Origin of the sequence: Variovorax paradoxus (assembly GCF_024734665.1) — a bacterium.
Classification (GTDB): Bacteria; Pseudomonadota; Gammaproteobacteria; order Burkholderiales; family Burkholderiaceae_C; genus Variovorax.
Map to the genome: position 1 here is coordinate 7145512 of NZ_CP102931.1, position 24841 is coordinate 7170352.

The following is a 24841-nucleotide window of genomic DNA, read 5'->3' on the forward strand; positions in this document are numbered from 1 at the left end:
TGAGCCGAGCCTTGCGCTTTGCGGCGCAGGGCCCCATTTCACGCCGTGTTCCATTTCTGAAAAGCTTGTAAAAAGCGCCCTCTCATGAACCGTTACCCGGTCTGGAAGTACGCGATCATCGTGATCGTGTTGCTCGTGGGACTCGTCTACGCCCTGCCCAATTTCTTCGGTGAGGCGCCTGCAGTGCAGGTGTCGGCGGCCAAGTCCACCGTCAAGATCGATGCGGCTACCCAGGCCAAGGTCGAAGGGTTGCTCAAGACAGCGGGCCTCACGCCCGATCTGCTGAGCCTCGAACCCACCGCGGTGCGTGCGCGCTTTGCCACCACCGACGACCAGATCAAGGCACGTGACACGCTGCAGCAGGCGCTGGTGCCCGATGCGGACGACCCCTCTTACGTGGTGGCGCTGAACCTGGTGTCGCGCTCGCCCTCGTGGCTGACCGCGCTGCACGCCTTCCCGATGTACCTGGGCCTCGACCTGCGCGGCGGCGTCGACTTCCTGTTGCAGGTCGACATGCGCGGCGTGCTCGACAAGAAGGCCGAGTCCTTCGCCGGCGACATCCGCATGGGCCTGCGCGAAAAGAAGGTGCGCGGCAGCGCCGTGAACCGCAACGGCCAGACCGTCGAGATCACGCTGCGCGACGCCGACAGCGTGGAAACCGCCCGGCGCCTGATCCAGGACCAGATGCCCGACCTCACCACGGTCGAGAGCCAGCAGGGCTCCGAATGGCGCATCGTGGCCAGCATCAAGCCCGAAGCTGCCCGCCGCATCCAGGACGCCGCGCTCAAGCAGAACGTGACCACGCTGCACAACCGGATCAACGAACTCGGCGTGGCCGAGCCGGTGATCCAGCAGCAGGGCATCGACCGCATCGTCGTGCAACTGCCCGGCATGCAGGACCCGGCCCAGGCCAAGCGGATCATCGGCCGCACCGCCACGCTCGAAATGCGCCTGGTGGACGAAAGCGCCGAAGGCCGCTCAGCCGAACTGAACGGCGGCCCGGTGCCCTTCGGTTCCGAGAAATTTCTCGACCGCTCGGGCCGTCCGGTGATCGTGAAGAAGCAGGTGCTGGTCACCGGCGAAAACCTCACCGACGCGCAGCCCGGCTTCGACCAGCAGAGCAACCAGCCCAAGGTCGACCTGACCATGGACTCCAAGGGCGGCACCATCATGCGTGACGTCAGCCGCGAGAACTACAAGAAGCGCATGGCCATGCTGATCTTCGAGAAGGGCAAGGGCGAAGTGCTCACGGCCCCGTCGATCAACGGCGAGCTGGGCAATCGCTTCCAGGTGTCGGGCTCGATGACCGTGGCCGAAGCCAACGACCTCGCGCTGCTGCTGCGCGCCGGCTCGCTGGCCGCGCCGATGGAAATCATCCAGGAACGCACCATTGGCCCGACGCAGGGCGCGGAGAACATCAAGAAGGGCTTCGACAGCGTGATGTACGGCTTCGCCGCGATCATGGTGTTCATGTGCATCTACTACGCGCTGTTCGGCCTGTTCTCGTCGATCGCGCTGGCCGTCAACCTGATGCTGCTGGTGGCCATTCTCTCGATCCTGCAGGCCACGCTCACGCTGCCGGGCATCGCGGCCATGGCGCTTGCCATCGGCGTGGCCATCGACTCCAACGTGCTGATCAACGAGCGCGTGCGCGAAGAGCTACGCAACGGGGCGTCGCCGCAGGCGGCCATCCATGCAGGCTACGAACGCGCCTGGGGCACCATCCTCGACTCCAACGTGACCACGCTGATCGCGGGCATCGCGTTGCTGGCCTTCGGTTCGGGACCGGTGCGCGGCTTCGCGGTGGTGCACTGCATCGGCATCGTCACCTCGATGTTCTCGGCGGTGTTCTTCTCGCGCGGCCTCGTGAACTTCTGGTACGGCCAGAAGAAGAAGCTCAAGACAGTGTCCATCGGCACGGTCTGGCGCCCCAAGACCGACGGCGCTGCCGTGGCCGAAACGAAGTAAGAGGCAGAAGAGACAGTCATGGAATTCTTCCGCATCCACAAGACCATCCCGTTCATGCGCCACGCGTTGGTGCTGAACATCGTTTCCTTCGTCACCTTCGCGCTGGCGGTGTTCTTCCTGCTCCACCGCGGGCTGCACCTGTCGGTGGAGTTCACCGGCGGCACGGTGATGGAAGTCGCCTACACGCAGTCGGCCGACGTCGGCAAGGTCCGCGAAATCGTCGGCACGCTGGGCTACACCGAAGTGCAGGTGCAGAGCTTCGGCAAGTCGGTGCAGATCCGCCTGCCCGTGAAGAAGGGCGCAACTTCCGCCCAGCAGAGCGCCGAGGTGATGACCGCGCTGAAGGCGGCCGAGCCGACGGTGGAGCTGCGCAGCAACGAATTCGTCGGCCCGCAGGTCGGCGACGAGCTCACCACCAACGGCCTGAAGGCCCTGGCCATGGTGGTCGTCGGCATCATGATCTACCTGGCGTTTCGCTTCGAATGGAAGTTTGCGCTGGCTACCGTGCTGGCCAACCTGCACGACGTGGTGATCATCCTGGGCTTCTTCGCCTTCTTCCAGTGGGAGTTCTCGCTGGCGGTGCTGGCGGCGGTGCTGGCGGTGCTGGGGTACTCGGTGAACGAGTCGGTCGTGATCTTCGACCGGATCCGCGAGAACTTCCGCCGCTACCGGAAGATGTCGACCACCGAGATCATCGACAACGCGATCACCTCGACCATCAGCCGGACCATCATCACCCACGGCTCCACCCAGCTGGTGGTGCTGTCGATGTTCTTCTTCGGCGGCCCGACCCTGCATTACTTTGCGCTGGCCCTGACCATCGGCATCTGCTTCGGCATCTACTCGTCGGCCTTCGTGGCGGCGGCAATCGCCATGTGGCTCGGCGTGAAGCGCGAAGACCTGATCAAGGGCGGCCCGGCCAAGCGCGATGGCGAGTCCGAAGACGACCCGAACGCCGGCGCCGTGGTCTGACGGATACTTCGGGGTTCAACAAAGCGGTGGCGGCAGCGCTGCCACCGCGGTTTGCAGGCAACGCCGGGCACTCTCCACACTTGTGCGGTAGCGCTTCCCGATGCAAGCTCGCGGTTGTTGCCGATGAATCGATTACCCAGGCCTTTCCGACTTTTCAATGAGCATTGCGCGGTCCGCCTCTTCCCTGCAGCTCGCACGCGAGACGCGTGAGCGTTTCGTATTGGCCACGGAAGGCGCCATTGCGCCGCTGGCCCGCGCGATCCGGGACCGGCTGACATCGCTGTCCTCCGAGGCCGGCACAGCCCGCGCCATGCAGGAAAACCGCGACGACTTCGTCGCATTCCAGGGACAGGCCACGCAGTGGGTGACGCTCGCGCAGACCGGCTGGCGCAAGGCGCTGGGCGCCGGCTCCGGCAGTCCGTCGACCCTGCCTTCGGCGCTGCGGCTCGAGCTGATCGGCGACGAAGTGGTGGAAAGCAACATCCTCTCCTCGCGCCTCGCGCAGCTGATTCACGACAAAGCCAGCTTCGAACTCAGCGACCTGCGCCTGCGCATCCAGCACCTCGAAGGCACCACCGAACTCGATTCCAAGGACGTGCTCAAGCCCGAGACGCTCGCCAAGCTGCTGGTCGAGCAATGGCTGGCGGTCGGCCTGAGCCGGGGGCTCTGGACCCGCGTGCAGGACACAGTGCAGCAGGGTCTGGTCGAGGTGGTCGTCAAGGCCTACGAGAGTGCCAATGCCTATCTGATCGCCAACGGCGTGATGCAGGAGATCGACCTCAAGAGCTTCGTCCGTCGCACTGGCAGTGCGGGGGGCGGCGGTGGCAGCGGCGGCGGATCGGGCGCCGCGCCTGTGGACAGCGGCATGTCCTCCGGCGGACCCCACAGCGCGCAGCGGCCTGGTTATGGATTCGGAGGGCAGCAGGCGTCCGTGCCGTCGACCGTGGCTGCGGCGCCCGCGTCGACCACCGGCGGCTCGCCGCTTTCGATCGCGCGGCAGCGTGCGCAGACCGCTCTGCTGAGCCTCAAGCGCTTCGTGACCGCACGTATCGGTGGCGAGGCGGGCGGTTCCGCCGGGCAGTTCCAGACTGCAGGCGCGGAAGGGCGCGCCACGGGTGGTAGCGGCCAACCGGGCCAGGGCGGCGGCATTGCGGCGCCCCGCGTGTTCTCCCGGACCTTCGCCGGCGCCATCGCCGACGCCGAGGTCGCCTACCGGATGGCGGCTACGCAGTACATGGACGGCGCGGCCGAACAGGCCACGCTGATCCAGCAGACGGCAGTCGACCTGCGCCGGCGCAGCACCGAGCTCAAGAAGCGCGCGCCCACCACGGCTGACAAGGCCACGGTCGAGATCGTGGCGCTGATGTTCCAGGCCATCCTGGCCGAGGAGCGCATTCCGTTCTCGGCGCGCGTCTGGTTCGCGCGCCTGCAGATGCCGGTGCTGCGCGTGGCCATTGCCGAGCCCGAGTTCTTCGGAACCCTGCAGCACCCCGCGCGCATGCTGATCGACCGCATGGGCTCGTGCGTCATGGGCTTCGACGCGGCCGCCATCACTGGCAGCGCGCTGGAGGGCGAGATCCGCCGCGTGGTGCAGGTGATCGAGCAATACCCCGAAACCGGCCAGCGCGTGTTCAAGCTGGTGTTCGACGAGTTCGTCGCCTTCCTCAACCGCTACCTGACGCAGAGCGACACCACGCAGCGCGTGATGAGCGTGGCACAGCAGGTCGAGCAGAAGGAAACAATGGCGATCCAGTACACCATCGAGTTGCGCAAGATGCTCAACGACATGCCGGTGCGCGACGAGATCCGCGAGTTTCTCTTCAAGATCTGGGCCGAGGTGCTGGCCATTGCCGCGCTGCGCTACGGCGCGCAGGGCGAGCAGACCGTCATGCTCAAGCGCGTGGCCTCCGAGCTGGTGTGGGCCGCGAGCGCCAAGCCCAACCGCACCGACCGCGCCCGCGTCATCCAGGACCTGCCGCAGCTGCTGCAGCGCCTGCGCCAGGGCATGGCGCTGCTGGGCATCGTCGACGAGCCGCAGGAAGCCCACATCAAGACCATCGGCGCCACGCTGTCCGACGCCTTCCTGTCGAAGACCGAAGCCATTCCGCAGGCCAAGATCGAAGCGATGGCCGAGCGGCTGGCGCACCTGGAAGACTTCGTGAGCGACGTGGGCGGCACCGCCGACCTGCCGCTCGATGCCCACAGCATCGAACTGCTGCTGGGCGTGGATGCGGCATCGATCGAAGTCATTCCGGACGCTGCCGGCACCAAGGTGCCCGAGGACATGGTCGCTTGGGCGCACGAGCTGCAGGTGGGCAACTGGTTCATGCTCGATCACAACGATCGCGTGAGCCAGGTGCAGTTCGTCTGGCGCAGCGAGCGCAAGCAGCTGCATCTGTTCGCAACGTCGGACGGGCGCAGCTTCCTCATTCAAGCCGGCCGGCTTGCAACCTACCTGCAGGCGGGTCTGCTGGTGCCGGCCGAAGAAGAAACGCTCACGGTGCGCGCCACGCGCGAGGCGCTGGCGAAGCTGGATGCCAACCCCGAACGCCTGCTGAACTAGCAGCGAGCCTGGGTCAGTGTGCCGTGCGGCCTTCGCGGCTCTCGCACAGTTCGTCGAGCACCAGCGCATCAGGCTCGATGCCGGTGCTCCAGTGCACCATCAGCACGATGATCTTCAGCTCGTCGAGCGCGACCGGATCGCCGGGCGCCGCCATTGCGCGTTCGACGACGATCTCGCGCAGGCCGCAGGGCAGCACGTTCGACGATTCGAGAAAGCGGATGAAGCCGAGGCACTCGGCACCAAGGTGTTCCTGCTCGGCCTGCGAGTAGACGCGCATTGCGTCGTCTGACTGCGGCATGGCCGCTTCGGGTGTGCCTCGAAGAACGACCGTGGCGCTGGCCTCGTCGTTGGCGCTGCGTTCGATCTGCATGCCTTGCGTTGCAAGGCTGAGGCCGTCGAGCCAGTGAAGGGCCTCGCGGATTTCTTCTGCCTCGAAGCCGTGTGCACTGAGCTTGCGGCCCAGTTGCTCCGGCTCTGGGCAGGCATCGCCGCGCCAATAGTTTTCGTACACAAAAACAAGCACTTCGAACATGAGCCCAATATAGCCGACGTTCGTGCAATCCAGACTAGGTGGAAGCCGCTCGCTGGAAGAGTCCGCCCGGCAGGCGTGAGATATGGCCTTCCAGCTCGAGCTCGAGCATCTTCGCCTGCAGCGCGGCCGCGCTCCATCCGGTGCGCGCGCTCAATGCGTCGAGGCTGACGGGGTCGAAGCCGAGGGCCTCCAGCAGCGGGTCTTCAGTGGCGGCAGCAGGGTGCCCGTTGCCGGCAGGGGCCGCGGCCGCAACTGGTGCCCCGAGGGGCGGAAGTTCTTCGAGGATGTCGCTCACCGACTCCACGAGCTTTGCGCCCTGGCGGATCAGCGCGTGACAGCCGCGCGATTGCGGCGAATGGATCGAGCCCGGAATGGCGAACACTTCCTTGCCCTGCTCCGACGTGAGCCGCGCGGTGATCAGCGAGCCCGATTGCAGCGCCGCCTCGACCACCAGCGTGCCGCGCGCCAGCCCGGCGATCAGCCGGTTGCGCTTCGGAAAATTCTGCGTGAGCGGCGGCGTGCCCAGCGGCAGCTCGCTCACGATCAGCCCTTGCAGCGTGATGCGGTGCGCCAGGTCGCGGTGCCGGGCGGGGTAGACGCGGTCGAGCCCGGTGCCCACCACGGCCACCGTCGCGAGCCGCGGGGCGTCGCCGGCCGCATCGAGCGCGCCCTGGTGCGCCGCGCCGTCGACGCCCAGCGCCAGTCCTGAGACCACGGGCAGCCCCGCCTCGCCCAGCGCCCGCGCGAAGCTGCGCGCATTGGTCGCACCCTGCGGCGTTGGATTGCGGCTGCCCACCACGGCGATGCTGTGGCCGAGCTGCGTGAGGTCGAAGCTGGCGGCGCCGACCACGTAGAGCATCAACGGCGGGTCGGCCATCTCGAGCAACGAGGCCGGGTAGCTGGCATCGCCCAGCGTCACGACGCGGCGCGAGACACCGTTGTCGGTCGTGTGGAGCCACTGCCAGGTCTGGTCGATCTGTGTCTGCAAGCCCACGGGCGGTTGCAGCAGCGCCTCGGCCTGCGCAGAGGAGACGACCTCGCGCAGCGCGGCATGCGGCTGCGCGAAGACGCCCTCAGGCAGGCCAAAGGCCGCGAGCAAACGGCGCGCGGCACCGTCACCGATGCCGGGCGTCAGTGAAAGTCGCAGCCAGCCTGCGAGTTCTGCGCGTTCCAAACGAGTGTCGAGAAGGAAAGCCGGAGTCGCAGGTCAGGGATTGACGAGGAAGTCGCCGGCGCGCGGAGTGTCGTTGATTTCGAGCACCAGTGCGTACGAAACCTTCTCGAAGGTGCGGAACACCATCAGCAGGCCGATGCGTTCGTTCGGCAGCTTGATGGTTTCCTTGCGGGCGCCGGTGCGGTCGAGGATGGTCTCGCCGTTCTTCAGGATGGCCAGCACGTGGCCGTTGTCGATGCCGTCGCGCGTGCCCTTGTTGATGGCCACCACCTGGTTTTGCGCCGCGAACTGCACCGCGTTGCCGTAGACCGAGATGATGCGGCCGTCGACCTGCGTCGACGGTGCGCGCGGCACGTAGCTCAGCAGCTGGCGCGGCGGCTCGGGCAGCAGGCGGTCGCCGGCGCGCATTTCCTCGCGCGACGCGATGATGTCGATGCTGGCCGGAACCACGGTGATGACGTCCTTGTCTTCCACCGTTTCGACGGTGGTCGATTCGCCGCGCTGCAGCCGGGCCTTGCCCAGGTACTGCGCCTCGTAGCCGAGGATTTCGCCCGTGCCCGGGTCCTTCAGCGGCGTGGCGTTGCGGAAGATGCGGAAGTTCTGCACCGGGCCCGGTGTCTCGACCAGCGGTGATTCGGCGTTGCCGCGGGCATAGGCCCGGTCGCCGCGCGACAGCAGCACGCGGCTGTCGTTGCCCGCAACGATGCGCGGGGCGCTTTCCAGCGTGCCGGCGTCCACCACGATGGGTTCGCTGAGGAAGGGCTCGATGATGCTCGGGTTGAGCGTGGGCAGTGCCATGCCGGCCAGCGAGTCGAAACGGGTGCGAGGTGACAGCTTGATGGTTCCGCCGTCGCCACTGAAGCCGCCGCGGCGGGTGGTCAGGCGGGCGCGGCCACCGCTCTTGTCCAGGTAGAGCACCTGGCCCGGATAGATCCGGTGCGGGTTGGCGATTTCATTGATGTTCATGCCCCACAGCTCCGGCCAGCGCCAGGGGTGCAGCAGGTAGAGGCGGGAGATGGCCCAGAGCGTGTCGCCGGACTTGACGGTGTATTCGTCGGGCGCCTTGGGCGACAGTTCGTTCAGCGGCACGCCGGCCTGGGCGGTCTGCTGGGCGGTGGCGCGCTGCTGCGGCGTGACGGGGTAGTTCTGAGCCCAGGCTGTCGTGGCGCCGCAACTGCCGATCACCGCCAGGGCTGTCAGCGTGGCAAGGAGGGAGGGGCGCTGGCGGTCGGTGAGTCTGAGCTTTTTCATGTCTGGATGGGTGAGCGCGCGACGTATCGCTGCGCATACGAATCTCACAATTTGCTACGAATTCTGCGCTGAACCCCTTGGGAGGGCAACGTTTTCGGGGCCAGATGGCGCGTCACGTCGCGGAATTGGCGAAAATAGCCACAACTTTCCCCCGATTTCATGGCCAAACGAATCATTCTGAGTTACCCGGACAAACGCCTGCACACCGTGGCCAAGCCGGTGCAGGGCGTCGACGCACGCATCAAGACCCTGGTCGCCGACATGCTGGAAACCATGTACGACGCCAACGGCATCGGTCTGGCAGCGACCCAGGTCGACGTGCACGAGCGCCTCGTCGTCATCGACGTGTCCGAGGAGCGTAACCAGCCGATCGTGCTGATCAACCCCGAAATCACCTGGGCCAGCGACGAAAAGGTGCTGAACGAAGAAGGCTGCCTCTCGGTGCCCGGCATCTACGACGGCGTGATGCGCTCCACTTCGGTCAAGGTGCAGGCGCTCGACGAGAACGGCGAATCGCGCAGCATCGAGGCTGACGGCCTGCTGGCCGTGTGCATCCAGCACGAGCTCGACCACCTGCTGGGCAAGGTGTTCGTCGAATACCTCTCCCCCCTGAAGCGCAACCGCATCAAGAGCAAGCTGCTGAAGCAGCAGCGCGAAGACATGCGGGAACGGGCTTGAACGCCATGGCGGCACGGCGCCTCGGCTGCCTTGCGGCACTGGCGGTCGCCGGGCTGGGGCTCATTGCCGGCTGCGCCAACGAACCCACGCGCGTGCAACCCGGTGCCACCGCCGCCGACACCCTGCAGCGTTTGGGCGCCCCCACCGGCCGCTACCCGCTCACTGGTGGTGGCGAGCGGCTGCAGTACTCGCGCATGCCGGCCGGCTTCGAGGTCACCGACATCGACGTCGACGCCTCGGGCAAGGTCGTCTCGGTGACGCAGGTGCTCAGCGAAGCGCGCTTCGGCTACGACATCAAGGTCAACCAGTGGCGCCAGAACGACGTGATGGCCTTCTACGGCCGTCCTTATGAAATCACCCGCGTCAGCTCCTTCGACGGTGCGGTCTGGACCTGGCGCTACAAGGCCGTGAACGAGCGCCGCATGCTGTACATCTACATCGATCCGACCGGCGTGGTCCGGCGCTATCACACGGGGGACGATCTCGATTTCGATCGGATCCGGGATTGAGCCGCCTCAGAGTCGTTTTTGCGGGCACGCCGGAGTTCGCGCGCGTCGCCCTCGAAGCCATTGCCGCCGCCGGCCATGACATCGTGCTGGTGATGAGCCAGCCCGACCGCCCCGCCGGCCGCGGCATGAAGCTGCAGGCCTCCCCCGTCAAGCAATGCGCCGTTGCCAACAACTGGCCCGTGGCTCAGCCGCGCAGCCTGCGACTGGACGGCAAGTACCCCGACGAAGCTTCGGCCGCGCGCGACACCCTGCTGGCCGCCAGGCCCGACGTGATGGTGGTCGCCGCCTACGGCCTGATCCTGCCCCAGTGGGTGCTCGACCTGCCGACGCACGGCTGCCTCAACATCCACGCGAGCCTGCTGCCACGCTGGCGCGGCGCCGCGCCCATCCACCGCGCCATCGAGGCGGGCGACGCGCAGACCGGCATCACCATCATGCAGATGGATGCCGGCCTCGACACTGGCGACATGCTGTTGCGCGAGGCAGTCGACATCGGCAGCGAAGACAACACCGCCCGCCTGCACGACCGCCTGGCTGATCTGGGCGGAAAGATGATCGTCGAGGCGCTGGCGCGCATTGGCACCCTTACCCGCACGCCGCAGCCCGCCGAAGGCGTCACCTACGCCAACAAGGTCGAGAAGCACGAAGCGCTGATCGACTGGGCCCAGCCGGCCGACGCCATCGTGCGCCGCATTCGCGCCTTCGATCCGTTCCCGGGCGCCAACAGCCCGCTCGACGGCGAGACCGTCAAGCTCTGGGCCGCCCATGCCGCGGGTTCGCCCGAGGCGTCCGCCGCGCCGGGCACGATCCTGGCCGTCAGCGATGCCGGCGTGGCCGTCGCGGCAGCCGACTCGGTCGTGAACGTCACCGAACTCCAGCGTCCGGGCGGCAAGCGCCTGCCCGTGGCCGATTTCCTGCGCGGCTTCGACCTGAAGCCCGGGCAGGTGTTCGGCTGATGTTTCTCTCGAAAAGCATCCGCAGCCGCCCTGAATTCCGCGTCGGCATGCGCGACATGTCCCCGGTGGCGATGGGCATCGGCGCCTGGGGGCTCATGACCGGCGTGGCCATGGTCAAGTCGAACATGAGCGTGATCGAGGCGCTGGCGATGACGCTGCTGGTGTACGCCGGCAGCTCGCAGCTCGCCGCCATTCCGCTGCTGTTCGCAGGCGCCCCTGCCTGGGTCATCCTGGCCACGGGCTTCTGCGTCAACCTGCGCTTCGTGGTGTTCAGCCTGCACCTGCGGCCCTACCTCATGCACATGCCGCGCTGGCGCCGCATGACGCATGGCTACCTCACGGCGGACATGAGCTACGCGCTCTTCACCAGGAAGTACCCGAAGCCGCCGCTGACCATCGCCGAGCAGGAAGCGCAAGAGGCCTACCTCACCGGCAACTATTTCGTGACCTGGGGCGCCTGGATGGGCATGAGCCTGCTGGGCGTGGCGCTGGCCAACTTCATTCCGCAGACCTGGGGCCTGAGCTTCGCGGGCGTGCTGAGCCTGGTCGCCATCGTCTGCTCGATGGCAACGACGCGCCTGCGCGTGCTGGCCGCGCTCATTGCCGGCGCCACTGCCGTCGCGGCTTACTCGCTGCCCCTGAAGCTCAACATCGTGGTCGCCATCGGCGTGGCCGTGCTGCTGTGCTTCTGGCTCGAAAAGCAGTTCGGCCTCGACCCCACGGCGGAGGACGACAAATGAGCGGCGCGAGCGCGACCACCGACTGGTGGACCATGGGCGTGATCGTCGGGCTGGCGCTCGTCACCGTGCTCACGCGCTGCTTCTTCTTCATCCTCGACCGGCCCTGGGGCCTGCCCGAGTGGGCGCACCGCGCGCTGCACTACGCGCCGGCCGCCGCGCTCGCAGGCGTGATCGCGCCCGAGATCGTCATGACGCAGGGCCACCTCATCACCACGCTGCATGACGCCCGCCTGTATGCGGCGGTCGTTGGCGCGGCGTATTTCTACTGGCGGCGTGGCGTGCTCGGCACCATGCTGGCCGGCATGGCGGTGTACTTGCCGTTGCACCTCGGCCTGGGCTGGTAGCGGGTCAATCCAGCTTCACGCCGGCGGCCGCAATGATCTTGCCCCAGCGCTCGCTCTCGGTCCGCGAGAGCTTGTAGAAATCCTGCGGTGTTCCGGGCAGCGCCTCGAAGCCGAAGTCCGCGAACAGCTTCACCACCTTCGGCGCCTTCATCGCCTTGTGCAGTTCGCCGTTGAGCCGCGCCACCGTTTCGGCCGGCATGCCGGCCGGGCCGATCAGGCCGTGGAAGGCGTAGGCGTTGACGTCGCTGAAACCGGCCTCGACGAAGGTCGGCACATCCGGCAGGGCGCCCGCGCGCTGCGGCAGCGCAATGGCCAGCACCCGCACCTTGCCCGACCTGATGATCGGCAGGCCCGAGGCCAGGTCCAGCATCATCACCGGCACCTGGCCGCCCATCACGTCGGTCATGGCGGGCGCGGCGCCCTTGTACGGCACGTGCGTGATCGTCAGGCCGGCCTTCTGCTTGAAGAGCTCCATCGCCATGTGGTGCGGCGAGCCGTTGCCGGGCGAGGCGTAGCTCACCTTGTCGGGGTTGGCCTTCACGTAGCGCACGAACTCCGCCACGTTCTTCGCGGGAAAGTCCGGGTGCACCACCAGCGCCACCGGAAAGCGGCCGATGGTGCCGATGTAGGTGAAGTCGCTCGCGGGCTTGTACGGCAGCTTGGCGAACATGTGCTCGTTGAAGAGCAGCGCCGCGTTCTCGGCCTGCATGATCGTGTAGCCATCAGGCTTGGCCTGCATCATCACGGACACGCCGATGTTGGTGGACGCGCCGGGCCGGTTGTCGATGATGAGCGGTTGCCCCAGCGAAGGCTGCATTGCCTCGGCCAGCGTGCGGGCCAGGTTGTCGGTGCCGCCGCCGGCCACGTAGGGCACGATCCATTTGACGGGCTGGCTGGGATAGGCGGCCGGCTGCGCCGATGCAAGGCTGCTGGCCAGCGTGAGGGCGGCGCCCAGCAGGGGCAGAAGGAATCGCTTCATCGTCTCTTGTCTCCGTTGCTTGTTTTGAAATCGGTTCAGGTCATTCGCCGCGCAGCGTCTGCCACAGCTCGCGGTCGCGCTCGGCGGTCCACACCACGGGGTGTTCGATGCCGCGCAGTTCGTCGTACGCGCGCGAGACGTCGAAGGGCAGCACGTGCTGGAACACGGGCCAGTTGCCGAAGCGCGGCGTCATCGCCGCCTCGGCGCGCGCGTAGCAGCCGCGCAGCGTGTCGCCCGCCGCGATGCCGGCCTTCACGCTGTCGAGCAGCGTCGAGAGAAATGCTTTGGTGAGCCCGATGGCCTCGGCGCATGCGGCTTCGTCCTGCAGCACCGCGCCACGCCCGGGCACCAGCACGCGCGGCTTCAGCGCCGCCACCGCGTCGAGCGTGCCGGCCCAGTCGCCGATGTAGGCGTCGCCCGCGTACACCCCGCAGCGGTTCTCGACCACATCGCCGGAAAACAGCACGCCGCAGTCGGGCAGCCATGCGACGGTGTCGCCGCCCGAGTGACCGCGGCCCAGCGCCTTCAGATGCAATTCACGGCCACCGCCGAGCTGCAGCGTCATCTCGCGCTCGAAGACCTTCGTCGGAAGGGTCAGGCCCGGAATCTCCTCGACGCCGACGAACAGGCGCGGAAAGCGGCCGACTTCCGAATCGAAATCCGCCTGGCCGCGCGTGCGGATCCAGTAGAGCGTGCCGTTGCTCGCGATGATGTCCTTCACTTCGTCGAAGGCGCTTGCGCCCATCACGCGCACTGCGTGGTAGTGCGTGAGCACGATGGTGCGGACGGGCTTGTCGGTCACCGTGCGGATGGCCGCGAGAAAGTCGCGCGCCATGCGTGGCGTGGGGCGCGTGTCGATCAGCACCACCTGCTCGTCGCCGACGACGAAGCCGCAGTTGGGATCAAAGTCGCTGATGTAGCCGTAGACATCGGGTGCGAGTTCGTGCAGTTGCGGCTTCTGCTCGCGGGTGTCGGAAGCAGAGGCGAAAGAGACGGAAGTGGTCATGGGGCGGTTGTTGTCGTGGTGTCTTCAGCGGCTGCGCGGATGCAGGCGAGCAGCACGTCCTGGTCTGCGCACTGGTTGGCCAGCAGCAGCACGAGGCGGGCGTTGAGGTCGGCGCTCTGTGCGTCGCTGTGGCCTTCGTGCGCGGCGAGGAGGGCCGCGTAGAAGCCGTCGGGGTCGGGGATGCGAGGCTCGGTGATCATGGTTGGCTGTTGTGGGCCAGCGCGGTGCGCAAGGCGGAGGCGATGGTTTTCGGCGCGGCGTTCGCCAGCAAGGCGGCGCGATAGGCGTCGGGCCGCACGAGAGCAAAGCTGCCCGCGTCGCCGATGCCGAGATGGCTCGCGAGCCTGTCGTCGGCCTGCAGCGTGGGCAGGCCGCTGTCTCCTCCCACGGCCAGCAGCTGCAGCGGCAGCGACGCCGTGGCATCGAGAGCCGCCTTTGCTTGCTCGCGCGTCGGCGCGAACCAGAGGCCGATGCAGTGCGTGCCCTCGGACAGCAGCTGCATCAGCGTCGTCTCGCGGCCATCGGCCCAGTGCAGCGGCAGGTTCTGCACCGAGTGCCCGCCCTCGGGGAGTTGCGGCGCGGCCGGGTAGTCGTTGGCGACCGACATGCGCCCGGTGTTCACCAGCGCCCGCGCAAACGGATGGCGCGCAGCCAGCGCCACCACGGCGCGGCGCAGCGTGTGCTCGGCTGGCGAGCGCGGCGCCAGGAAGCGTGCTGACCGGCTCGTCACCTGCAGGTTCTGCTTCGCGGCGGGTTGGCGCTCCGCGTCGTAGCTGTCGAGTAACGCATCGTCCGCTTTGCCTTGAGCGACGAGCGCGAGCTTCCAGCCAAGATTCGCCGCATCCTGGATGCCGCTGTTGCCACCGCGCGCGCCGAAAGGGCTCACCACGTGCGCCGCATCGCCGATGAAGAACATGCGGCCGTGGCGGAAGCTGTCGAGCAGGTGGTCGCGGTAGCCGTACGGCCCGATCCACACGAACTCGAACTCCACGTCGGGCCCGAGCTGCTCGTGCAATCGCGCGCCCGCCACCTCGGGCTGGCTGATGTAGGCCGTGTCGCAGTCTTCGGGCATCTGGTAGTCGATGCGCCATACGCCGTCTGCCATCAGGTGCTGCCACACGCCGCGGCCTTCGTTGAACGGCGCGTCGACCCAGGTCCAGCGCTCGGTCGGCAGCGGTTTCTTGAAGCGCACGTCGCTGATGCACCAGCGGTCGGTGCTGCGCGACGCGTGCGCCTCGATGCCGAGCTGCGTGCGGATCGGGCTGTTGGCGCCCGTCGCGTCGATCAGCCGGTCGGCTTCGATGGTGTAGCTGCCGGCGGGCGTTTCGATGTCCAGGCGCACGCCGTCGGCCAGTTGCTCGACGCGGGTCACGCGGCTCTTCCAGCGCACGTCGGTCAGCCCGAGTTCGAGGATGCGCTCGACCAGGAACCACTCGACGTAGAACTGCTGCAGGTTGATGAAGGGCGGCTGCCGCGAAACGCTGTTGGCCTGCAGGTTGAAGTTGTAGACCTCCTGCTCGCCCGAGAAGGTGCGCCCGAACGACCAGGTAATGCCCTTGGCCGCGATGCGTTCGTAGATGCCCAGTCGCTCGAAGATCTCCAGGCTCTTTTGCGCGTAGCAGATGCCGCGCGACGATGCACCGCGCACGCCGACGGTGTCGTCCTCGTCGATCAGCACGGCGCGCACGCCGCGTTGCGCGAGGTCGCAGGCCAGCGTGAGGCCCGAGGGGCCGGCGCCGACGATCACGATGGGGTGGCGCACGACCTTCGTGCTGCCCAGTTCGGGCGGTGGCATGAAGGGCCAGACCGGCAGCTCGTAGGCCGGCGCGAAAGCAAAGTTTTCCATGTCTCTACGGGGCTACAGCGCGTGCGCGAACTCGGCGATGGCATCCGCCGCCTTGGGAATCAGCTCTGGCTGCCCCGCGAGGTAGTGGTTGCCGCCGACGATGTTGACATTGCGAATGCGCGATCCGCCCGCTGCCATCCACGCATCGCGCGTGCTCGGAAAGGTCGACTGGTCGCCCGTGTAGGTCAGCAGCAGCTTCGGCACCGTGGTGCGCGCGAGGTTCGTCGGCCCGTCGGCCTGCGAGCGCGACGACCATTGCGACAGGAAGGCGGTCAGCGAGGTGGTGCGCCCCATCGCATTGGCCGAGTAGTTCACCTGCCGTGCGTCGCCCCACACGCTGCCGGGCTGGCGGTCGTTCGCATCGAGCGAGAGGTCCACGCAGCGCGGATCGGCATGCGTGCGATAGACGATGAAGGTTTGGTCGCGCGGCACGCCCGGCGTGCTGCGCAGCAGCGCGAGGCGCTCGATGGCCCATTGCTCGATGCGGTCCAGCCGCGCCTTTTGCGCCGCGCTGAAGCGTGCGAGAAAGTCGCTGCCGTAGGGCACGCGGTGGCGCGGGTCGTACATGTCGAGCTCGGGGTTCACCGAGAGCGGGTCGTGCTCGTCGGTGACCGACGGGTCGATCCAGTCGCGCATCAGCCGCGTGCGGCCCAGGTGCGCGGCGCACAGCGCGATGCCGTCCACGGGCGGCAGGTCGCTCGGGTGCAGGTGTGTGGGGTCGCCGTCGGGCAGGTGCGTGGCCGTGAGCTTCTCGGCCTGCGCCTGGTAGAAGCTCGCGAGCGCGGCGCCGCCCGAGTTGCCGACGAGGAACACCTTCTCGTAGCCCGCCGCATGCAGGTACTGCACGCCGGCGCCCAGGTCTTGGATGGCTCGCTCCATCAGCAGCACCGTGTCGTTGCCCACGAAGCGCGAGTTGAGCCCCATGCAGCAGATGCCGCGCTCGGCCAGCGGGCCGATCAGGTAGTGGCCCATGAAGTTGCTGGTCGGGTGCATCACGATGGCGGCGACCTTCTTTGGGCCTTGCGGTGCGCGGAAGGCGCCGTAGATACGCGGGCGCAGCATCTGCAGGCCCGACTGGCTTTCCATCGCGGCGCCCGGCTTCACGTCGATGACGGCGAGTTGCAGCTCAGACATTCGGCGCACCCTTTGCTGCTGCGGCACGAAGCTCGGCCTTGCGCACGGTCCACGCATCGAGGTCGGCACGGGCGCGCAGCGCGTGCGCGTCCATCTCGGCCTGCGGCACGGTCGGCGTGGTCAGCTCCACGCGGATGCCGTTGGGGTCGAAGAAGTAGATCGATTCGATGATGTGATGGTCGGTCACGCCCAGCACCTCGACGCCCGCGCCTTCGAGCCGCGCCTTGGCGGCCAGCAGGTCGGCCACCGAATCGACGCGCAGCGCGATGTGGTTCACCCACGAGGGCGTGTTGGGCGAGGGCAGTGCGGCAATGTCGTCGCCCAGGTCGAAGAAGGCGATGTACGAGCCGTCGCGCATCTGGAAAAAGATGTGCACGTAGGGGCAGTACTCGCCCGTGCTCGGCACGTGGTCGCTCTTGATGACGTGGGCCAGCGGCAGGCCCAGCAGGTCTTCGTAGAAGCGGCGGGTTTCTTCGCTGTCGCGGCAGCGCCAAGCGAAGTGGTGCAGCCCGCGCACGGGTGGTGGGGTCGGCATGGCTCGTGTCTCCGGTGAGCCGGTATTGGGCGACGCCGGGTCTTATGATGCAATCGAAATTAATTCATCGATTGATGAAATAACCATATATATGAACCTCACCCTGCGCCAGTTGCGCGCCTTCGCCGCCGTGGCCGAAAGCGGCAGCTTCACCGCCGCAGCGCAGCAGCTGCACCTCACGCAGTCGGCGCTCAGCGTGCTGGTGCGCGAGCTCGAACGCGAAATGGGCGTGCAACTGCTCGACCGCAACACCCGCAGCGTGCAGCTGTCGGAGGCGGGGCGCGAGTTCTTGCCGTCGGTGCATCGCCTGCTCGGCGACCTGACGAGTGCGGTGGCCGACGTCACGGATTTGCGTGACAAGAAGAAAGGCTTGCTACGGCTTGCGGCGCCGCAGCTCATGGCCTGCACGTTGATGCCGCGCGTGATCGCGCTCTACCGCGAGCAGTACCCCGACGTGGACGTGCGCCTGACCGACACGCTGCCCGAGCACCTGCTCGCAGGGGTGATGGCCGGCGACGTGGAGCTGGCCGTGGGGCAGGACGTGGCCGTCGACGGCGCCATCGAGCGCCGCACTCTGCTGCGCGACCGGCACTGGCTGATCTGCCCGCCCGGCCACGCGTTTGCCAACCGCCGCAAGGTGCGCTGGCACGAGCTCGAGCCCTACACCTTCATCGCCCCCACGCGCGACTTTCGCCAGCGGGTGCTGCCCGAGCTGGCCCCGGCAGAGCGCGACTACATGCTGCGCCCCGGCACGCAGGAGGTGTCGTACATGACCACCGCCCTCGGCATGGTGGCCTCGGGGCTGGGGCTCACGGTGTGCCCGACCTATTCCGCGCCGCTGGTGCGCGCCCACGGCCTGCAGATGGTGCGGCTCGAATCGCCAGACTTTCACCGCGAGGTGTGCGTCTACAGCGCGGCGCGGCGCTCGCTGTCGCCGGCGGCCGCGAGCTTTGTCGGCATTCTCGAAAGCTTTGCCAAGGCGCAGCAAAAGGGCTGAAAAGCATCGAAGCGCGGCAAGAGGCGCGTAGAGCGGCAGTGGGGCCAAACCTACAATGCAGGCCGACCCGTCTTCTACCTCCTCCAGATCCATGAACGTCATTCGATTCACCGACCTCTGCGCACAGGGCAAAGCCGCCGGCCAGCGCGTCTTCATCCGTGCCGACCTCAATGTGCCGCAGGACGACGCAGGCAACATCACCGAAGACACGCGGGTGCGCGCCTCGGTGCCATGCATCCAGCTGGCGCTCGACGCAGGCGCCGCCGTGATGGTCACGTCGCACCTGGGCCGCCCGACCGAAGGCGAGTTCAAGCCCGAAGACTCGCTGGCCCCTGTCGCCAAGCGCCTGGGCGAGCTGCTCGGCCACCCCTACGAAAATGGGGTGCCGCTGATCGCCAACTGGGTCGACGGCGTCGACGTCAAGCCCGGCCAGGTCGTGCTGCTCGAGAACTGCCGCGTCAACAAGGGCGAGAAGAAGAACGACGAGGCGCTGGCCCGCAAGCTGGCTGCCCTCACCGACATCTACGTGAATGACGCCTTCGGCACTGCCCACCGCGCCGAGGCCACCACCTACGGCATCGCGCAGTTCGCGAAGATCGCCGCGGCCGGCCCGCTGCTGGCGGCCGAGATCGACGCCATCACCAAGGCGCTGGCGCAGCCCAAGCGGCCGCTGGTGGCCATCGTGGCGGGCTCCAAGGTCAGCACCAAGCTGACCATCCTCAAGAGCCTGTCGGCCAACGTCGACCAGTTGATCGTGGGCGGCGGCATCGCCAACACCTTCATGCTGGCCGCCGGCCTGAAGATCGGCAAGTCGCTGGCCGAGCCCGACCTTGTCGACCAGGCCAAGGCGGTGATCGACGCCATGCGCGCGCGCGGCGCCGACGTGCCGATTCCGGTGGACGTGGTCACGGCCAAGACCTTCGCGGCCGATGCGGCTGCCACCGTCAAGGACGCGAGCGACGTGGACGACGACGACCTGATCCTCGACATCGGCCCCAAGACGGCCGCGATCCTGGCCGCGCAGCTGCGCGAAGCCGGCACCATCGTCTGGAACGGCCCGGTGGGCGTGTTCGAGTTCGACGCTTTCGCCAATGGCACCAAGGCCATCGCGCAAGCCATTGCCGACAGCAGCGCCTTCTCGATCGCCGGTGGCGGCGACACGCTGGCTGCCATCGCCAAGTACGGCATCGAAAAGCAGGTCGGCTACATCTCGACTGGCGGCGGCGCCTTCCTGGAAGTGCTGGAAGGCAAGACCCTGCCGGCCTTCGAGATCCTGTCGAAGCGCGCGGCTGGTTGATCCGGCTGGCGGGAAATCTCATGGAGTGACTTCCGTTCGACACACAAAGTGTATACAGTAGCGAATACAAAACGGAGACTACCCTCATGAGCACGGACCGCATCCCCCGCCACGCCACCAAGATCGTTGCCACGCTCGGTCCGGCGTCCAGCACCCCCGAATTGCTGGAAAAGATGATCCAGGCCAAGGTCAGCGTGGTGCGGCTGAACTTCAGCCACGGCACAGCGCAAGACCACATCGACCGCGCCGCCATGGTGCGCGAAGCCGCCCGCAAGGCCGGCCGCGAAGTGGCCATCATGGCCGACCTGCAGGGCCCCAAGATCCGCGTCGGCAAGTTCGCGCAGGGCAAGGTCTGGCTGGAGCCGGGCGCCAAGTTCGTGCTCGACGCCTCGCGCACCGAGCTCGGCGACGCCGACGCCGTGGGCCTCGACTACAAGGACCTGCCGCGCGACGTGAAGCCCGGCGACAGGCTGCTGCTGAACGACGGCCTCATCGTGCTGACCGTCGACGCCGTCAAGGGCGAGGCCGTGCACACCACCGTCAAGCTGGGCGGCGAGCTGTCGAACAACAAGGGCATCAACAAGCAGGGCGGCGGCCTCACGGCGCCCGCGTTGACCGCCAAGGACATGGAAGACATCAAGACCGCGATGAGCTTCCAGGCCGACTACGTGGCCGTGAGCTTCCCGAAGAACGCCACCGACATGGAAATGGCGCGCCAGCTGTGCAACGTGGCCGCGGCCGAGTACGGCCACAAGCCCGGCATGATCGCCAAGATCGAACGCGCAGAGGCCATTCCGAAGCTGGAAGAAATCCTGCGCGCCAGCGACGGCATCATGGTTGCGCGCGGTGATCTCGCGGTCGAGGTGGGCAACGCGGCCGTGCCGGCGCTGCAGAAAAAGATGATCCGCATGGCGCGCGACATGGACAAGGTGGTGATCACCGCGACCCAGATGATGGAGTCGATGATCACCAACCCCGTGCCCACGCGCGCCGAAGTGAGCGACGTGGCCAACGCCGTGCTCGACGGCACCGACGCCGTGATGCTCTCGGCCGAAACCGCCTCGGGCCGCTACCCGCTCGAGACCGTGCAGGAGATGAGCCGCATCTGCGAAGCCGCCGAAGCGGCAGAAGACAAGACGCTCGACGCCGATTTCAGCGGCAAGACCTACAGCCGCATCGACCAGTCGATCGCCATGGGCGCGCTGTTCACGGCCCACCACCTGGGCGCCAAGGCCATCGTGGCGCTGACCGAATCGGGCTCCACCATCCTGTGGATGAGCCGCCACCGCGCGCACATTCCCATGTACGCGCTGACCTCGCGGCTGGCCACGCAGCGCAAGCTGGCGCTGTACCGCAACGTGCGTCCGCTGCTGATGGATTCGGAAAGCGACCGCGACACCGCGCTGCAGCAGGCTGAAAACCACCTGAAGAAGCGCGGCATCGTGCAAAGCGGCGACGTCTACGCCATTACCTGCGGCGAGCCGATGGGTGCCCCCGGCGGCACCAATATGCTCAAGATTTGCCGCGCTAGCTGAGCCCGAAGGCGGCTCAACCGTTCCTGAACAGGAAGCTGTAGGCGTTCAGCGCGGGCACGCCGCCCAGATGCGCATACAGCACCTTCGAGCCGGCCGGGAATTCCCCGAGCCGCACTTTTTCGATCATCCCGTGCATCGACTTGCCCTCGTACACGGGGTCGGTCAGCATGCCCTCGAAGCGCGCGCACAGGCGAATCGCTTCCAGCGTGCCGTCGTTCGGCAGCCCGTACTCGGGGCCGCCGAAGCGGCGGTCGAGCACCACGTCTTTCTCGGTGATGTCGCGGCCCAGTTCCACCAGCTCGGCGGTGTTCTTCGCAATGCGCAGGATCTGGTCGAAGGTCTGCTGCGGCTTGGCCGAGGCGTCGATGCCGATCACGCGGTCGGCCCGGCCGTCGGCCGCGAAGCCCACCACCATGCCGGCCTGCGTGCTGCCGGTGACCGCGCAGACCACGATGTAGTCGAACTTGAAGCCCAGCTCGGCCTCCTGCTGGCGCACTTCTTCGGCAAAGGCCACGAAGCCGAGCCCGCCGCGCGGATGCTCCGAGCAGCCTGCCGGAATCGGGAACGGCTTGCCGCCGGCCTTGCGAACGCTCTCCATGGCGTCTTCCCAGCTCTTGCGGATGCCGATGTCGAAACCCGCTGCGTCCAGCCGCACGTCGGCGCCCATGATGCGTGACATCTCGATGTTGCCGACCCGGTCGTACACCGCGTCGGAGTAGTTGACCCAGTTCTCCTGCACCAGCACGCACTTCAGCCCGAGGTGCGCGGCCACTGCGGCCACCTGCCGCGTCTGGTTCGACTGGATGCCGCCGATGGACACCAGCGTGTCGTAGCCGCCCTCGAGCGCCTCGGGGATCAGGTATTCGAGCTTGCGTGTCTTGTTGCCGCCGAAGGCCAGGCCGCTGTTGCAGTCCTCGCGCTTGGCATAGAGCTCGACCTTGCCGCCGAGGTGCGCGCTCAGGCGCTTGAGCGGGTGGATCGGCGTGGGGCCGAAGGTCAGGGCGTAGCGGGGAAACTTCTTCAGATTCATGGGTGCGGCTCCAGGGAGTTGAAGCCTTAGATCGTAGGAAGAAGCGAACGCAACGTGCTTGCGAAGTTTTCTGGATTCGTTCGAGAAAAAAAGGCACTATGGCCAGATCAAAAACTTTCAGGCCGAAAAACAAGGCATGAGCACAACAAAATTGCGTATCGCTCCGGAGCTCGATCGGACCGACCGCGCCATCCTGCGCGCCCTTCAGCGTGACGCCTCGCTGTCGAACGTGGCGCTGGCCGCCAAGGTCAATCTCAGCGCCGCCGCCTGCCTGCGCCGTGTCGAGCGGCTCAAGGCAGAGGGGTTCATCAAGGGCATCGTCGCCCTGCTCGATGCCGATGCGCTCGACGTCGGCATGCTCGTGATGATCGGCGTGGTGCTTGACCGCTCCACGCCCGACTCGTTCGCCGACTTCGAGAAGGCCGCGCAGAAGGTGTCGGGCTGCCTCGAATGCCACGTGGTCACGGGCGAGTTCGACTACTTCATGCTCGTGCGCACGCGCGACAACGACAGCTTCAATCACCTGCATGCCGAACAGCTGTTGTACCTGCCGGGGGTGCGGCAGATCAGGACTTTCATCGTGCTCAAGCAGGTGCTGTCGACCACGCAGTTGCCGATCTGACGAAACCGGCGCCCGCCCGCGTGCGTACTGTTGCGATGAGTCTTCCCACCTTCGCGTCACTCCGCCGGCGCCGCGGCGCTTTCTTCATCGCCCTCTGCGTCATCGCCGCCGCAGTGCTCCCGGCCTGCTCGCCGGTCAAGGTGCTCAACGGCCTGGTGCCCACCGACACTTACCGGTTCCAGGGCGGCATCGCCTACGGCCAGGCGCCCCGCCAGTTGCTCGACGTGTACCAGCCGTTGCCGGCCACCCGGCCGGCCCAGGGTGCGCGGCCGCTGGTCGTGTTCTTCTATGGCGGCACCTGGACGACCGGCGACCGCGCCAGCTACAGGTTCGTCGGCGAGGCGCTGGCCGCGCGCGGCGCGGTGGTTGTGGTGCCCGACTACGGGCTGTCGCCGGCCTTCACCTACCCGGCGTTCGTGCGCGACAGCGCGCTGGCCGTCAAATGGGCGCTCGATAACGCGGCCCGGCTGGGTGCCGACCCGAAGCAGGTGTTCGTGATGGGCCACAGCTCGGGCGGCTACAACGCCGCGATGGTGGCACTCGACGAGCGCTGGCTCGGCGAGGTGGGCGCCAGCCCGAAGCAGCTCGCGGGCTGGATCGGCCTGGCCGGCCCCTACGACTTCCTGCCTATCGGCGACCCGCAAGCGCAGGTCGCTTTCAACTGGCCGGACACGCCGGGCGACTCGCAACCGCTGGCGCATGTCACGCCAGCCTCGCCGCGCGCGCTGCTCATGGCTGCATCGAAAGACGACCTGGTCTACCCCGACCGCAACACCGGGCAGATGGCCACGGCGCTACGCGCGGCGGGCGTGCCGGTGCAGGTCAGGCTGTTCGACAACCTGAGCCACGTGACGCTGATCGGCGCTTTCGCCAAGCCCATCCAGTGGCTGGGCGGACCGGTGCTGCCGCCTGTCATGAATTTCCTCGGGCTGGCGTCAGTGCCGTCCCACAAGGGGGCTCGGTAGAATTGCGGCAGTTTTCTCCTGTCTTTCCGCCTTCTTCTTTCCCTAATTTCCGCGAGGTATTTCCATGGCACTCGTCTCGATGCGCGAACTGCTCGACCATGCTGCAGCCAATGGCTACGGCATTCCGGCCTTCAACGTCAACAACCTCGAACAGGTCCAGGCCGTGATGGAGGCCGCCAAGGAAACCGGCGCGCCCGTCATCCTGCAAGCCAGCGCAGGCGCCCGCAAATACGCCGGCGAAGCCTTCATCAAGCACCTGATCCAGGCCGCTATCGAGCAGTACCCGAACATCCCGCTGGTCATGCACCAGGACCACGGCCAGAACCCCGACGTCTGCAAGGGCGCCATCGACCTGGGCTTCAGCTCGGTCATGATGGACGGCTCGCTCGAGGCCGACGGCAAGACCATCGCCAGCTACGACTACAACGTCGACGTCACCAAGAAGGTGTCGGACATGGCCCACCGCCTGGGCGTGACCGTCGAAGGCGAGCTCGGCTGCCTCGGATCGCTCGAGACCATGAAGGGCGACAAGGAAGACGGCCACGGCACCGACGACACCATGACGCGCGAACAGCTGCTCACCGACCCCGAGCAGGCCGCCGACTTCGTCAAGCGCACCCAGATCGACGCGCTGGCCATCGCCATCGGCACCAGCCACGGCGCCTACAAGTTCACGCGCGAGCCCACCGGCGACATCCTGGCGATCGACCGCATCAAGGAAATCCACCGCCGCATTCCCAACACCCACCTGGTGATGCACGGCTCGTCGAGCGTGCCGCAGGAGCTGCTGGCCATCATTCGCCAGTACGGCGGCAACATGAAGGAAACCTACGGCGTGCCCGTCAAGGAAATCCAGGAAGCCATCAAGCACGGCGTGCGCAAGATCAACATCGACACCGACATCCGCCTGGCCATGACCGGCGCCGTGCGCAAGTTCCTGGCCGAGAACCCCGAGAAGTTCGACGCCCGCGAGTGGCTCAAGCCCGCGCGCGAAGCCGCAAAGCTGATCTGCAAGCAGCGCTACATCGAATTCGGCTGCGAAGGCCAGGGCGCCAAGATCAAGGGCGACACGCTGCAAGTGGTCGCTGCCAAGTACGCCAAGGGCGAACTGGCTCAGGAAGTCGTCTAAAAACTTCCCTGCGATTCGAAGGCCACCGTTCGCGGTGGCTTTTTTCTGCGCGCACAATCCGCTTTCCCGTCATCAGTTC

24 protein-coding genes are annotated in these 24841 nt (G+C 67.0%); 14 read left to right on the forward strand and 10 right to left on the reverse strand.

Translation table 11 applies throughout. The features are described 5' to 3' along the window. The first annotated feature begins 84 nt into the window (after positions 1–84). The 3 genes from secD to NWF24_RS33455 all read left to right on the forward strand — a co-directional run bounded on the left by secD (position 85) and on the right by NWF24_RS33455 (position 5503). Positions 85–1968: a protein translocase subunit SecD gene (secD, locus tag NWF24_RS33445; RefSeq protein WP_258352259.1), complete on the forward strand. Its 1884-nt coding sequence runs from the start codon at positions 85–87 to the stop codon at positions 1966–1968. A gap of 18 nt (positions 1969–1986) precedes the next feature. Beyond that, entirely contained in the window at positions 1987–2940 is a 954-nt protein-coding gene (gene secF, locus NWF24_RS33450; RefSeq protein ID WP_093055365.1) for a protein translocase subunit SecF, read from the forward strand. Between the two features lie 157 nt (positions 2941–3097). Then, entirely contained in the window at positions 3098–5503 is a 2406-nt protein-coding gene (locus NWF24_RS33455) for a DUF1631 domain-containing protein (protein WP_258352260.1), read from the forward strand. A gap of 13 nt (positions 5504–5516) precedes the next feature. Here the strand turns inward: NWF24_RS33455 and NWF24_RS33460 are convergent, their stop codons facing one another. Genes NWF24_RS33460 through NWF24_RS33470 form a run of 3 tightly spaced genes read right to left on the reverse strand, consistent with a single transcriptional unit; the run spans position 5517 to position 8460 of the window. Next, positions 5517–6035 carry a DUF494 family protein gene (locus tag NWF24_RS33460; RefSeq protein ID WP_258352261.1) on the reverse strand — a complete coding sequence of 173 codons (519 nt, stop codon included), beginning with the start codon at positions 6033–6035 and terminating at the stop codon, positions 5517–5519. Positions 6036–6069: 34 nt separating this feature from the next. Continuing rightward, positions 6070–7209: a DNA-processing protein DprA gene (gene dprA, locus NWF24_RS33465; RefSeq protein ID WP_258352262.1), complete on the reverse strand. Its 1140-nt coding sequence runs from the start codon at positions 7207–7209 to the stop codon at positions 6070–6072. A gap of 33 nt (positions 7210–7242) precedes the next feature. Next, complete coding sequence (locus NWF24_RS33470) at positions 7243–8460, reverse strand: LysM peptidoglycan-binding domain-containing protein (RefSeq protein ID WP_258352263.1); 1218 nt, start codon at positions 8458–8460, stop codon at positions 7243–7245. Positions 8461–8619: 159 nt separating this feature from the next. Here NWF24_RS33470 and def point away from each other — a divergent pair, with 159 nt between their 5' ends. The 5 genes from def to NWF24_RS33495 are packed head-to-tail and all read left to right on the forward strand — an operon-like array spanning position 8620 to position 11687. Further along, the gene (def, locus tag NWF24_RS33475) at positions 8620–9138 is read left to right on the forward strand and encodes a peptide deformylase (RefSeq protein ID WP_093055375.1); all 519 of its coding nucleotides are present in this window, start codon (positions 8620–8622) and stop codon (positions 9136–9138) included. 5 nt (positions 9139–9143) lie between these two features. Then, positions 9144–9647, forward strand: a complete 504-nt coding sequence (locus NWF24_RS33480) for a hypothetical protein (RefSeq protein ID WP_258352264.1) — start codon at positions 9144–9146, stop codon at positions 9645–9647. Then, the gene (gene fmt / locus NWF24_RS33485) at positions 9644–10603 is read left to right on the forward strand and encodes a methionyl-tRNA formyltransferase (RefSeq protein WP_258352265.1); all 960 of its coding nucleotides are present in this window, start codon (positions 9644–9646) and stop codon (positions 10601–10603) included. Before NWF24_RS33480 ends, fmt begins: the two co-directional genes overlap by 4 nt. After that, a complete protein-coding gene (locus NWF24_RS33490) occupies positions 10603–11343 on the forward strand; it encodes an AzlC family ABC transporter permease (protein WP_258352266.1) in 741 nt (246 codons plus the stop codon). Before fmt ends, NWF24_RS33490 begins: the two co-directional genes overlap by 1 nt. Beyond that, positions 11340–11687, forward strand: coding sequence for an AzlD domain-containing protein (locus NWF24_RS33495; protein ID WP_258352267.1), 348 nt, complete (start codon positions 11340–11342; stop codon positions 11685–11687). The genes NWF24_RS33490 and NWF24_RS33495 overlap by 4 nt, the downstream gene beginning before the upstream one ends. 4 nt (positions 11688–11691) lie before the next feature. Here NWF24_RS33495 and NWF24_RS33500 read toward each other — a convergent pair whose 3' ends face one another. The 6 genes from NWF24_RS33500 to NWF24_RS33525 are packed head-to-tail and all read right to left on the reverse strand — an operon-like array spanning position 11692 to position 17187. Continuing rightward, entirely contained in the window at positions 11692–12666 is a 975-nt protein-coding gene (locus NWF24_RS33500) for a Bug family tripartite tricarboxylate transporter substrate binding protein (RefSeq protein ID WP_258352268.1), read from the reverse strand. A 40-nt stretch (positions 12667–12706) separates the two neighbouring features. Continuing rightward, a complete protein-coding gene (locus NWF24_RS33505) occupies positions 12707–13672 on the reverse strand; it encodes an MBL fold metallo-hydrolase (protein WP_258352269.1) in 966 nt (321 codons plus the stop codon). After that, positions 13669–13872, reverse strand: coding sequence for a DUF2783 domain-containing protein (locus NWF24_RS33510; protein ID WP_258352270.1), 204 nt, complete (start codon positions 13870–13872; stop codon positions 13669–13671). The genes NWF24_RS33505 and NWF24_RS33510 overlap by 4 nt, the downstream gene beginning before the upstream one ends. After that, the gene (locus tag NWF24_RS33515) at positions 13869–15518 is read right to left on the reverse strand and encodes an FAD-dependent oxidoreductase (protein ID WP_258352271.1); all 1650 of its coding nucleotides are present in this window, start codon (positions 15516–15518) and stop codon (positions 13869–13871) included. The genes NWF24_RS33510 and NWF24_RS33515 overlap by 4 nt, the downstream gene beginning before the upstream one ends. Positions 15519–15530: 12 nt before the next feature. Then, entirely contained in the window at positions 15531–16652 is a 1122-nt protein-coding gene (locus NWF24_RS33520; protein ID WP_258352272.1) for an alpha/beta hydrolase family protein, read from the reverse strand. Then, a complete protein-coding gene (locus NWF24_RS33525; protein WP_258352273.1) occupies positions 16645–17187 on the reverse strand; it encodes a VOC family protein in 543 nt (180 codons plus the stop codon). The genes NWF24_RS33520 and NWF24_RS33525 overlap by 8 nt, the downstream gene beginning before the upstream one ends. A 91-nt stretch (positions 17188–17278) precedes the next feature. Between NWF24_RS33525 and NWF24_RS33530 the strand changes: the two genes are divergently transcribed. The 3 genes from NWF24_RS33530 to pyk all read left to right on the forward strand — a co-directional run bounded on the left by NWF24_RS33530 (position 17279) and on the right by pyk (position 21016). Continuing rightward, a complete protein-coding gene (locus NWF24_RS33530; RefSeq protein WP_258352274.1) occupies positions 17279–18184 on the forward strand; it encodes a LysR family transcriptional regulator in 906 nt (301 codons plus the stop codon). 91 nt (positions 18185–18275) lie between these two features. Further along, positions 18276–19481 carry a phosphoglycerate kinase gene (locus tag NWF24_RS33535; RefSeq protein ID WP_258352275.1) on the forward strand — a complete coding sequence of 402 codons (1206 nt, stop codon included), beginning with the start codon at positions 18276–18278 and terminating at the stop codon, positions 19479–19481. Positions 19482–19567: 86 nt separating this feature from the next. Beyond that, positions 19568–21016 carry a pyruvate kinase gene (pyk, locus tag NWF24_RS33540; protein ID WP_093055398.1) on the forward strand — a complete coding sequence of 483 codons (1449 nt, stop codon included), beginning with the start codon at positions 19568–19570 and terminating at the stop codon, positions 21014–21016. A gap of 13 nt (positions 21017–21029) precedes the next feature. Here the strand turns inward: pyk and NWF24_RS33545 are convergent, their stop codons facing one another. Continuing rightward, positions 21030–22046: a 1-aminocyclopropane-1-carboxylate deaminase gene (locus tag NWF24_RS33545; protein WP_258352276.1), complete on the reverse strand. Its 1017-nt coding sequence runs from the start codon at positions 22044–22046 to the stop codon at positions 21030–21032. Positions 22047–22182: 136 nt separating this feature from the next. Between NWF24_RS33545 and NWF24_RS33550 the strand changes: the two genes are divergently transcribed. The 3 genes from NWF24_RS33550 to fba all read left to right on the forward strand — a co-directional run bounded on the left by NWF24_RS33550 (position 22183) and on the right by fba (position 24762). Further along, positions 22183–22668 (forward strand): Lrp/AsnC family transcriptional regulator, encoded by a 486-nt coding sequence (locus NWF24_RS33550; RefSeq protein WP_258352277.1) that lies wholly within the window; start codon positions 22183–22185, stop codon positions 22666–22668. Between the two features lie 35 nt (positions 22669–22703). Continuing rightward, positions 22704–23633, forward strand: a complete 930-nt coding sequence (locus tag NWF24_RS33555; protein ID WP_258352278.1) for an alpha/beta hydrolase — start codon at positions 22704–22706, stop codon at positions 23631–23633. A 64-nt stretch (positions 23634–23697) separates the two neighbouring features. Next, on the forward strand, positions 23698–24762 hold the full coding sequence (gene fba / locus NWF24_RS33560; RefSeq protein WP_013544161.1) for a class II fructose-bisphosphate aldolase: 1065 nt from the start codon (positions 23698–23700) through the stop codon (positions 24760–24762). Positions 24763–24841: the final 79 nt, after the last annotated feature.

What these genes read in the sequence shown, in the direction of transcription:
- NWF24_RS33515 (WP_258352271.1), bottom strand. Translation starts at nt 15,518, where the DNA reads ATGGAAAACTTTGCTTTCGCGCCGGCCTACGAGCTGCCGGTCTGGCCC.
- NWF24_RS33500 (WP_258352268.1), bottom strand. Translation starts at nt 12,666, where the DNA reads ATGAAGCGATTCCTTCTGCCCCTGCTGGGCGCCGCCCTCACGCTGGCC.
- NWF24_RS33525 (WP_258352273.1), bottom strand. Translation starts at nt 17,187, where the DNA reads ATGCCGACCCCACCACCCGTGCGCGGGCTGCACCACTTCGCTTGGCGC.
- NWF24_RS33470 (WP_258352263.1), bottom strand. Translation starts at nt 8,460, where the DNA reads ATGAAAAAGCTCAGACTCACCGACCGCCAGCGCCCCTCCCTCCTTGCC.
- NWF24_RS33460 (WP_258352261.1), bottom strand. Translation starts at nt 6,035, where the DNA reads ATGTTCGAAGTGCTTGTTTTTGTGTACGAAAACTATTGGCGCGGCGAT.
- NWF24_RS33455 (WP_258352260.1), top strand. Translation starts at nt 3,098, where the DNA reads ATGAGCATTGCGCGGTCCGCCTCTTCCCTGCAGCTCGCACGCGAGACG.
- NWF24_RS33520 (WP_258352272.1), bottom strand. Translation starts at nt 16,652, where the DNA reads ATGTCTGAGCTGCAACTCGCCGTCATCGACGTGAAGCCGGGCGCCGCG.
- fba (WP_013544161.1), top strand. Translation starts at nt 23,698, where the DNA reads ATGGCACTCGTCTCGATGCGCGAACTGCTCGACCATGCTGCAGCCAAT.
- secD (WP_258352259.1), top strand. Translation starts at nt 85, where the DNA reads ATGAACCGTTACCCGGTCTGGAAGTACGCGATCATCGTGATCGTGTTG.
- NWF24_RS33550 (WP_258352277.1), top strand. Translation starts at nt 22,183, where the DNA reads ATGAGCACAACAAAATTGCGTATCGCTCCGGAGCTCGATCGGACCGAC.
- NWF24_RS33490 (WP_258352266.1), top strand. Translation starts at nt 10,603, where the DNA reads ATGTTTCTCTCGAAAAGCATCCGCAGCCGCCCTGAATTCCGCGTCGGC.
- NWF24_RS33530 (WP_258352274.1), top strand. Translation starts at nt 17,279, where the DNA reads ATGAACCTCACCCTGCGCCAGTTGCGCGCCTTCGCCGCCGTGGCCGAA.
- def (WP_093055375.1), top strand. Translation starts at nt 8,620, where the DNA reads ATGGCCAAACGAATCATTCTGAGTTACCCGGACAAACGCCTGCACACC.
- secF (WP_093055365.1), top strand. Translation starts at nt 1,987, where the DNA reads ATGGAATTCTTCCGCATCCACAAGACCATCCCGTTCATGCGCCACGCG.
- NWF24_RS33545 (WP_258352276.1), bottom strand. Translation starts at nt 22,046, where the DNA reads ATGAATCTGAAGAAGTTTCCCCGCTACGCCCTGACCTTCGGCCCCACG.
- NWF24_RS33555 (WP_258352278.1), top strand. Translation starts at nt 22,704, where the DNA reads ATGAGTCTTCCCACCTTCGCGTCACTCCGCCGGCGCCGCGGCGCTTTC.
- NWF24_RS33510 (WP_258352270.1), bottom strand. Translation starts at nt 13,872, where the DNA reads ATGATCACCGAGCCTCGCATCCCCGACCCCGACGGCTTCTACGCGGCC.
- pyk (WP_093055398.1), top strand. Translation starts at nt 19,568, where the DNA reads ATGAGCACGGACCGCATCCCCCGCCACGCCACCAAGATCGTTGCCACG.
- NWF24_RS33480 (WP_258352264.1), top strand. Translation starts at nt 9,144, where the DNA reads ATGGCGGCACGGCGCCTCGGCTGCCTTGCGGCACTGGCGGTCGCCGGG.
- NWF24_RS33495 (WP_258352267.1), top strand. Translation starts at nt 11,340, where the DNA reads ATGAGCGGCGCGAGCGCGACCACCGACTGGTGGACCATGGGCGTGATC.
- NWF24_RS33535 (WP_258352275.1), top strand. Translation starts at nt 18,276, where the DNA reads ATGAACGTCATTCGATTCACCGACCTCTGCGCACAGGGCAAAGCCGCC.
- NWF24_RS33505 (WP_258352269.1), bottom strand. Translation starts at nt 13,672, where the DNA reads ATGACCACTTCCGTCTCTTTCGCCTCTGCTTCCGACACCCGCGAGCAG.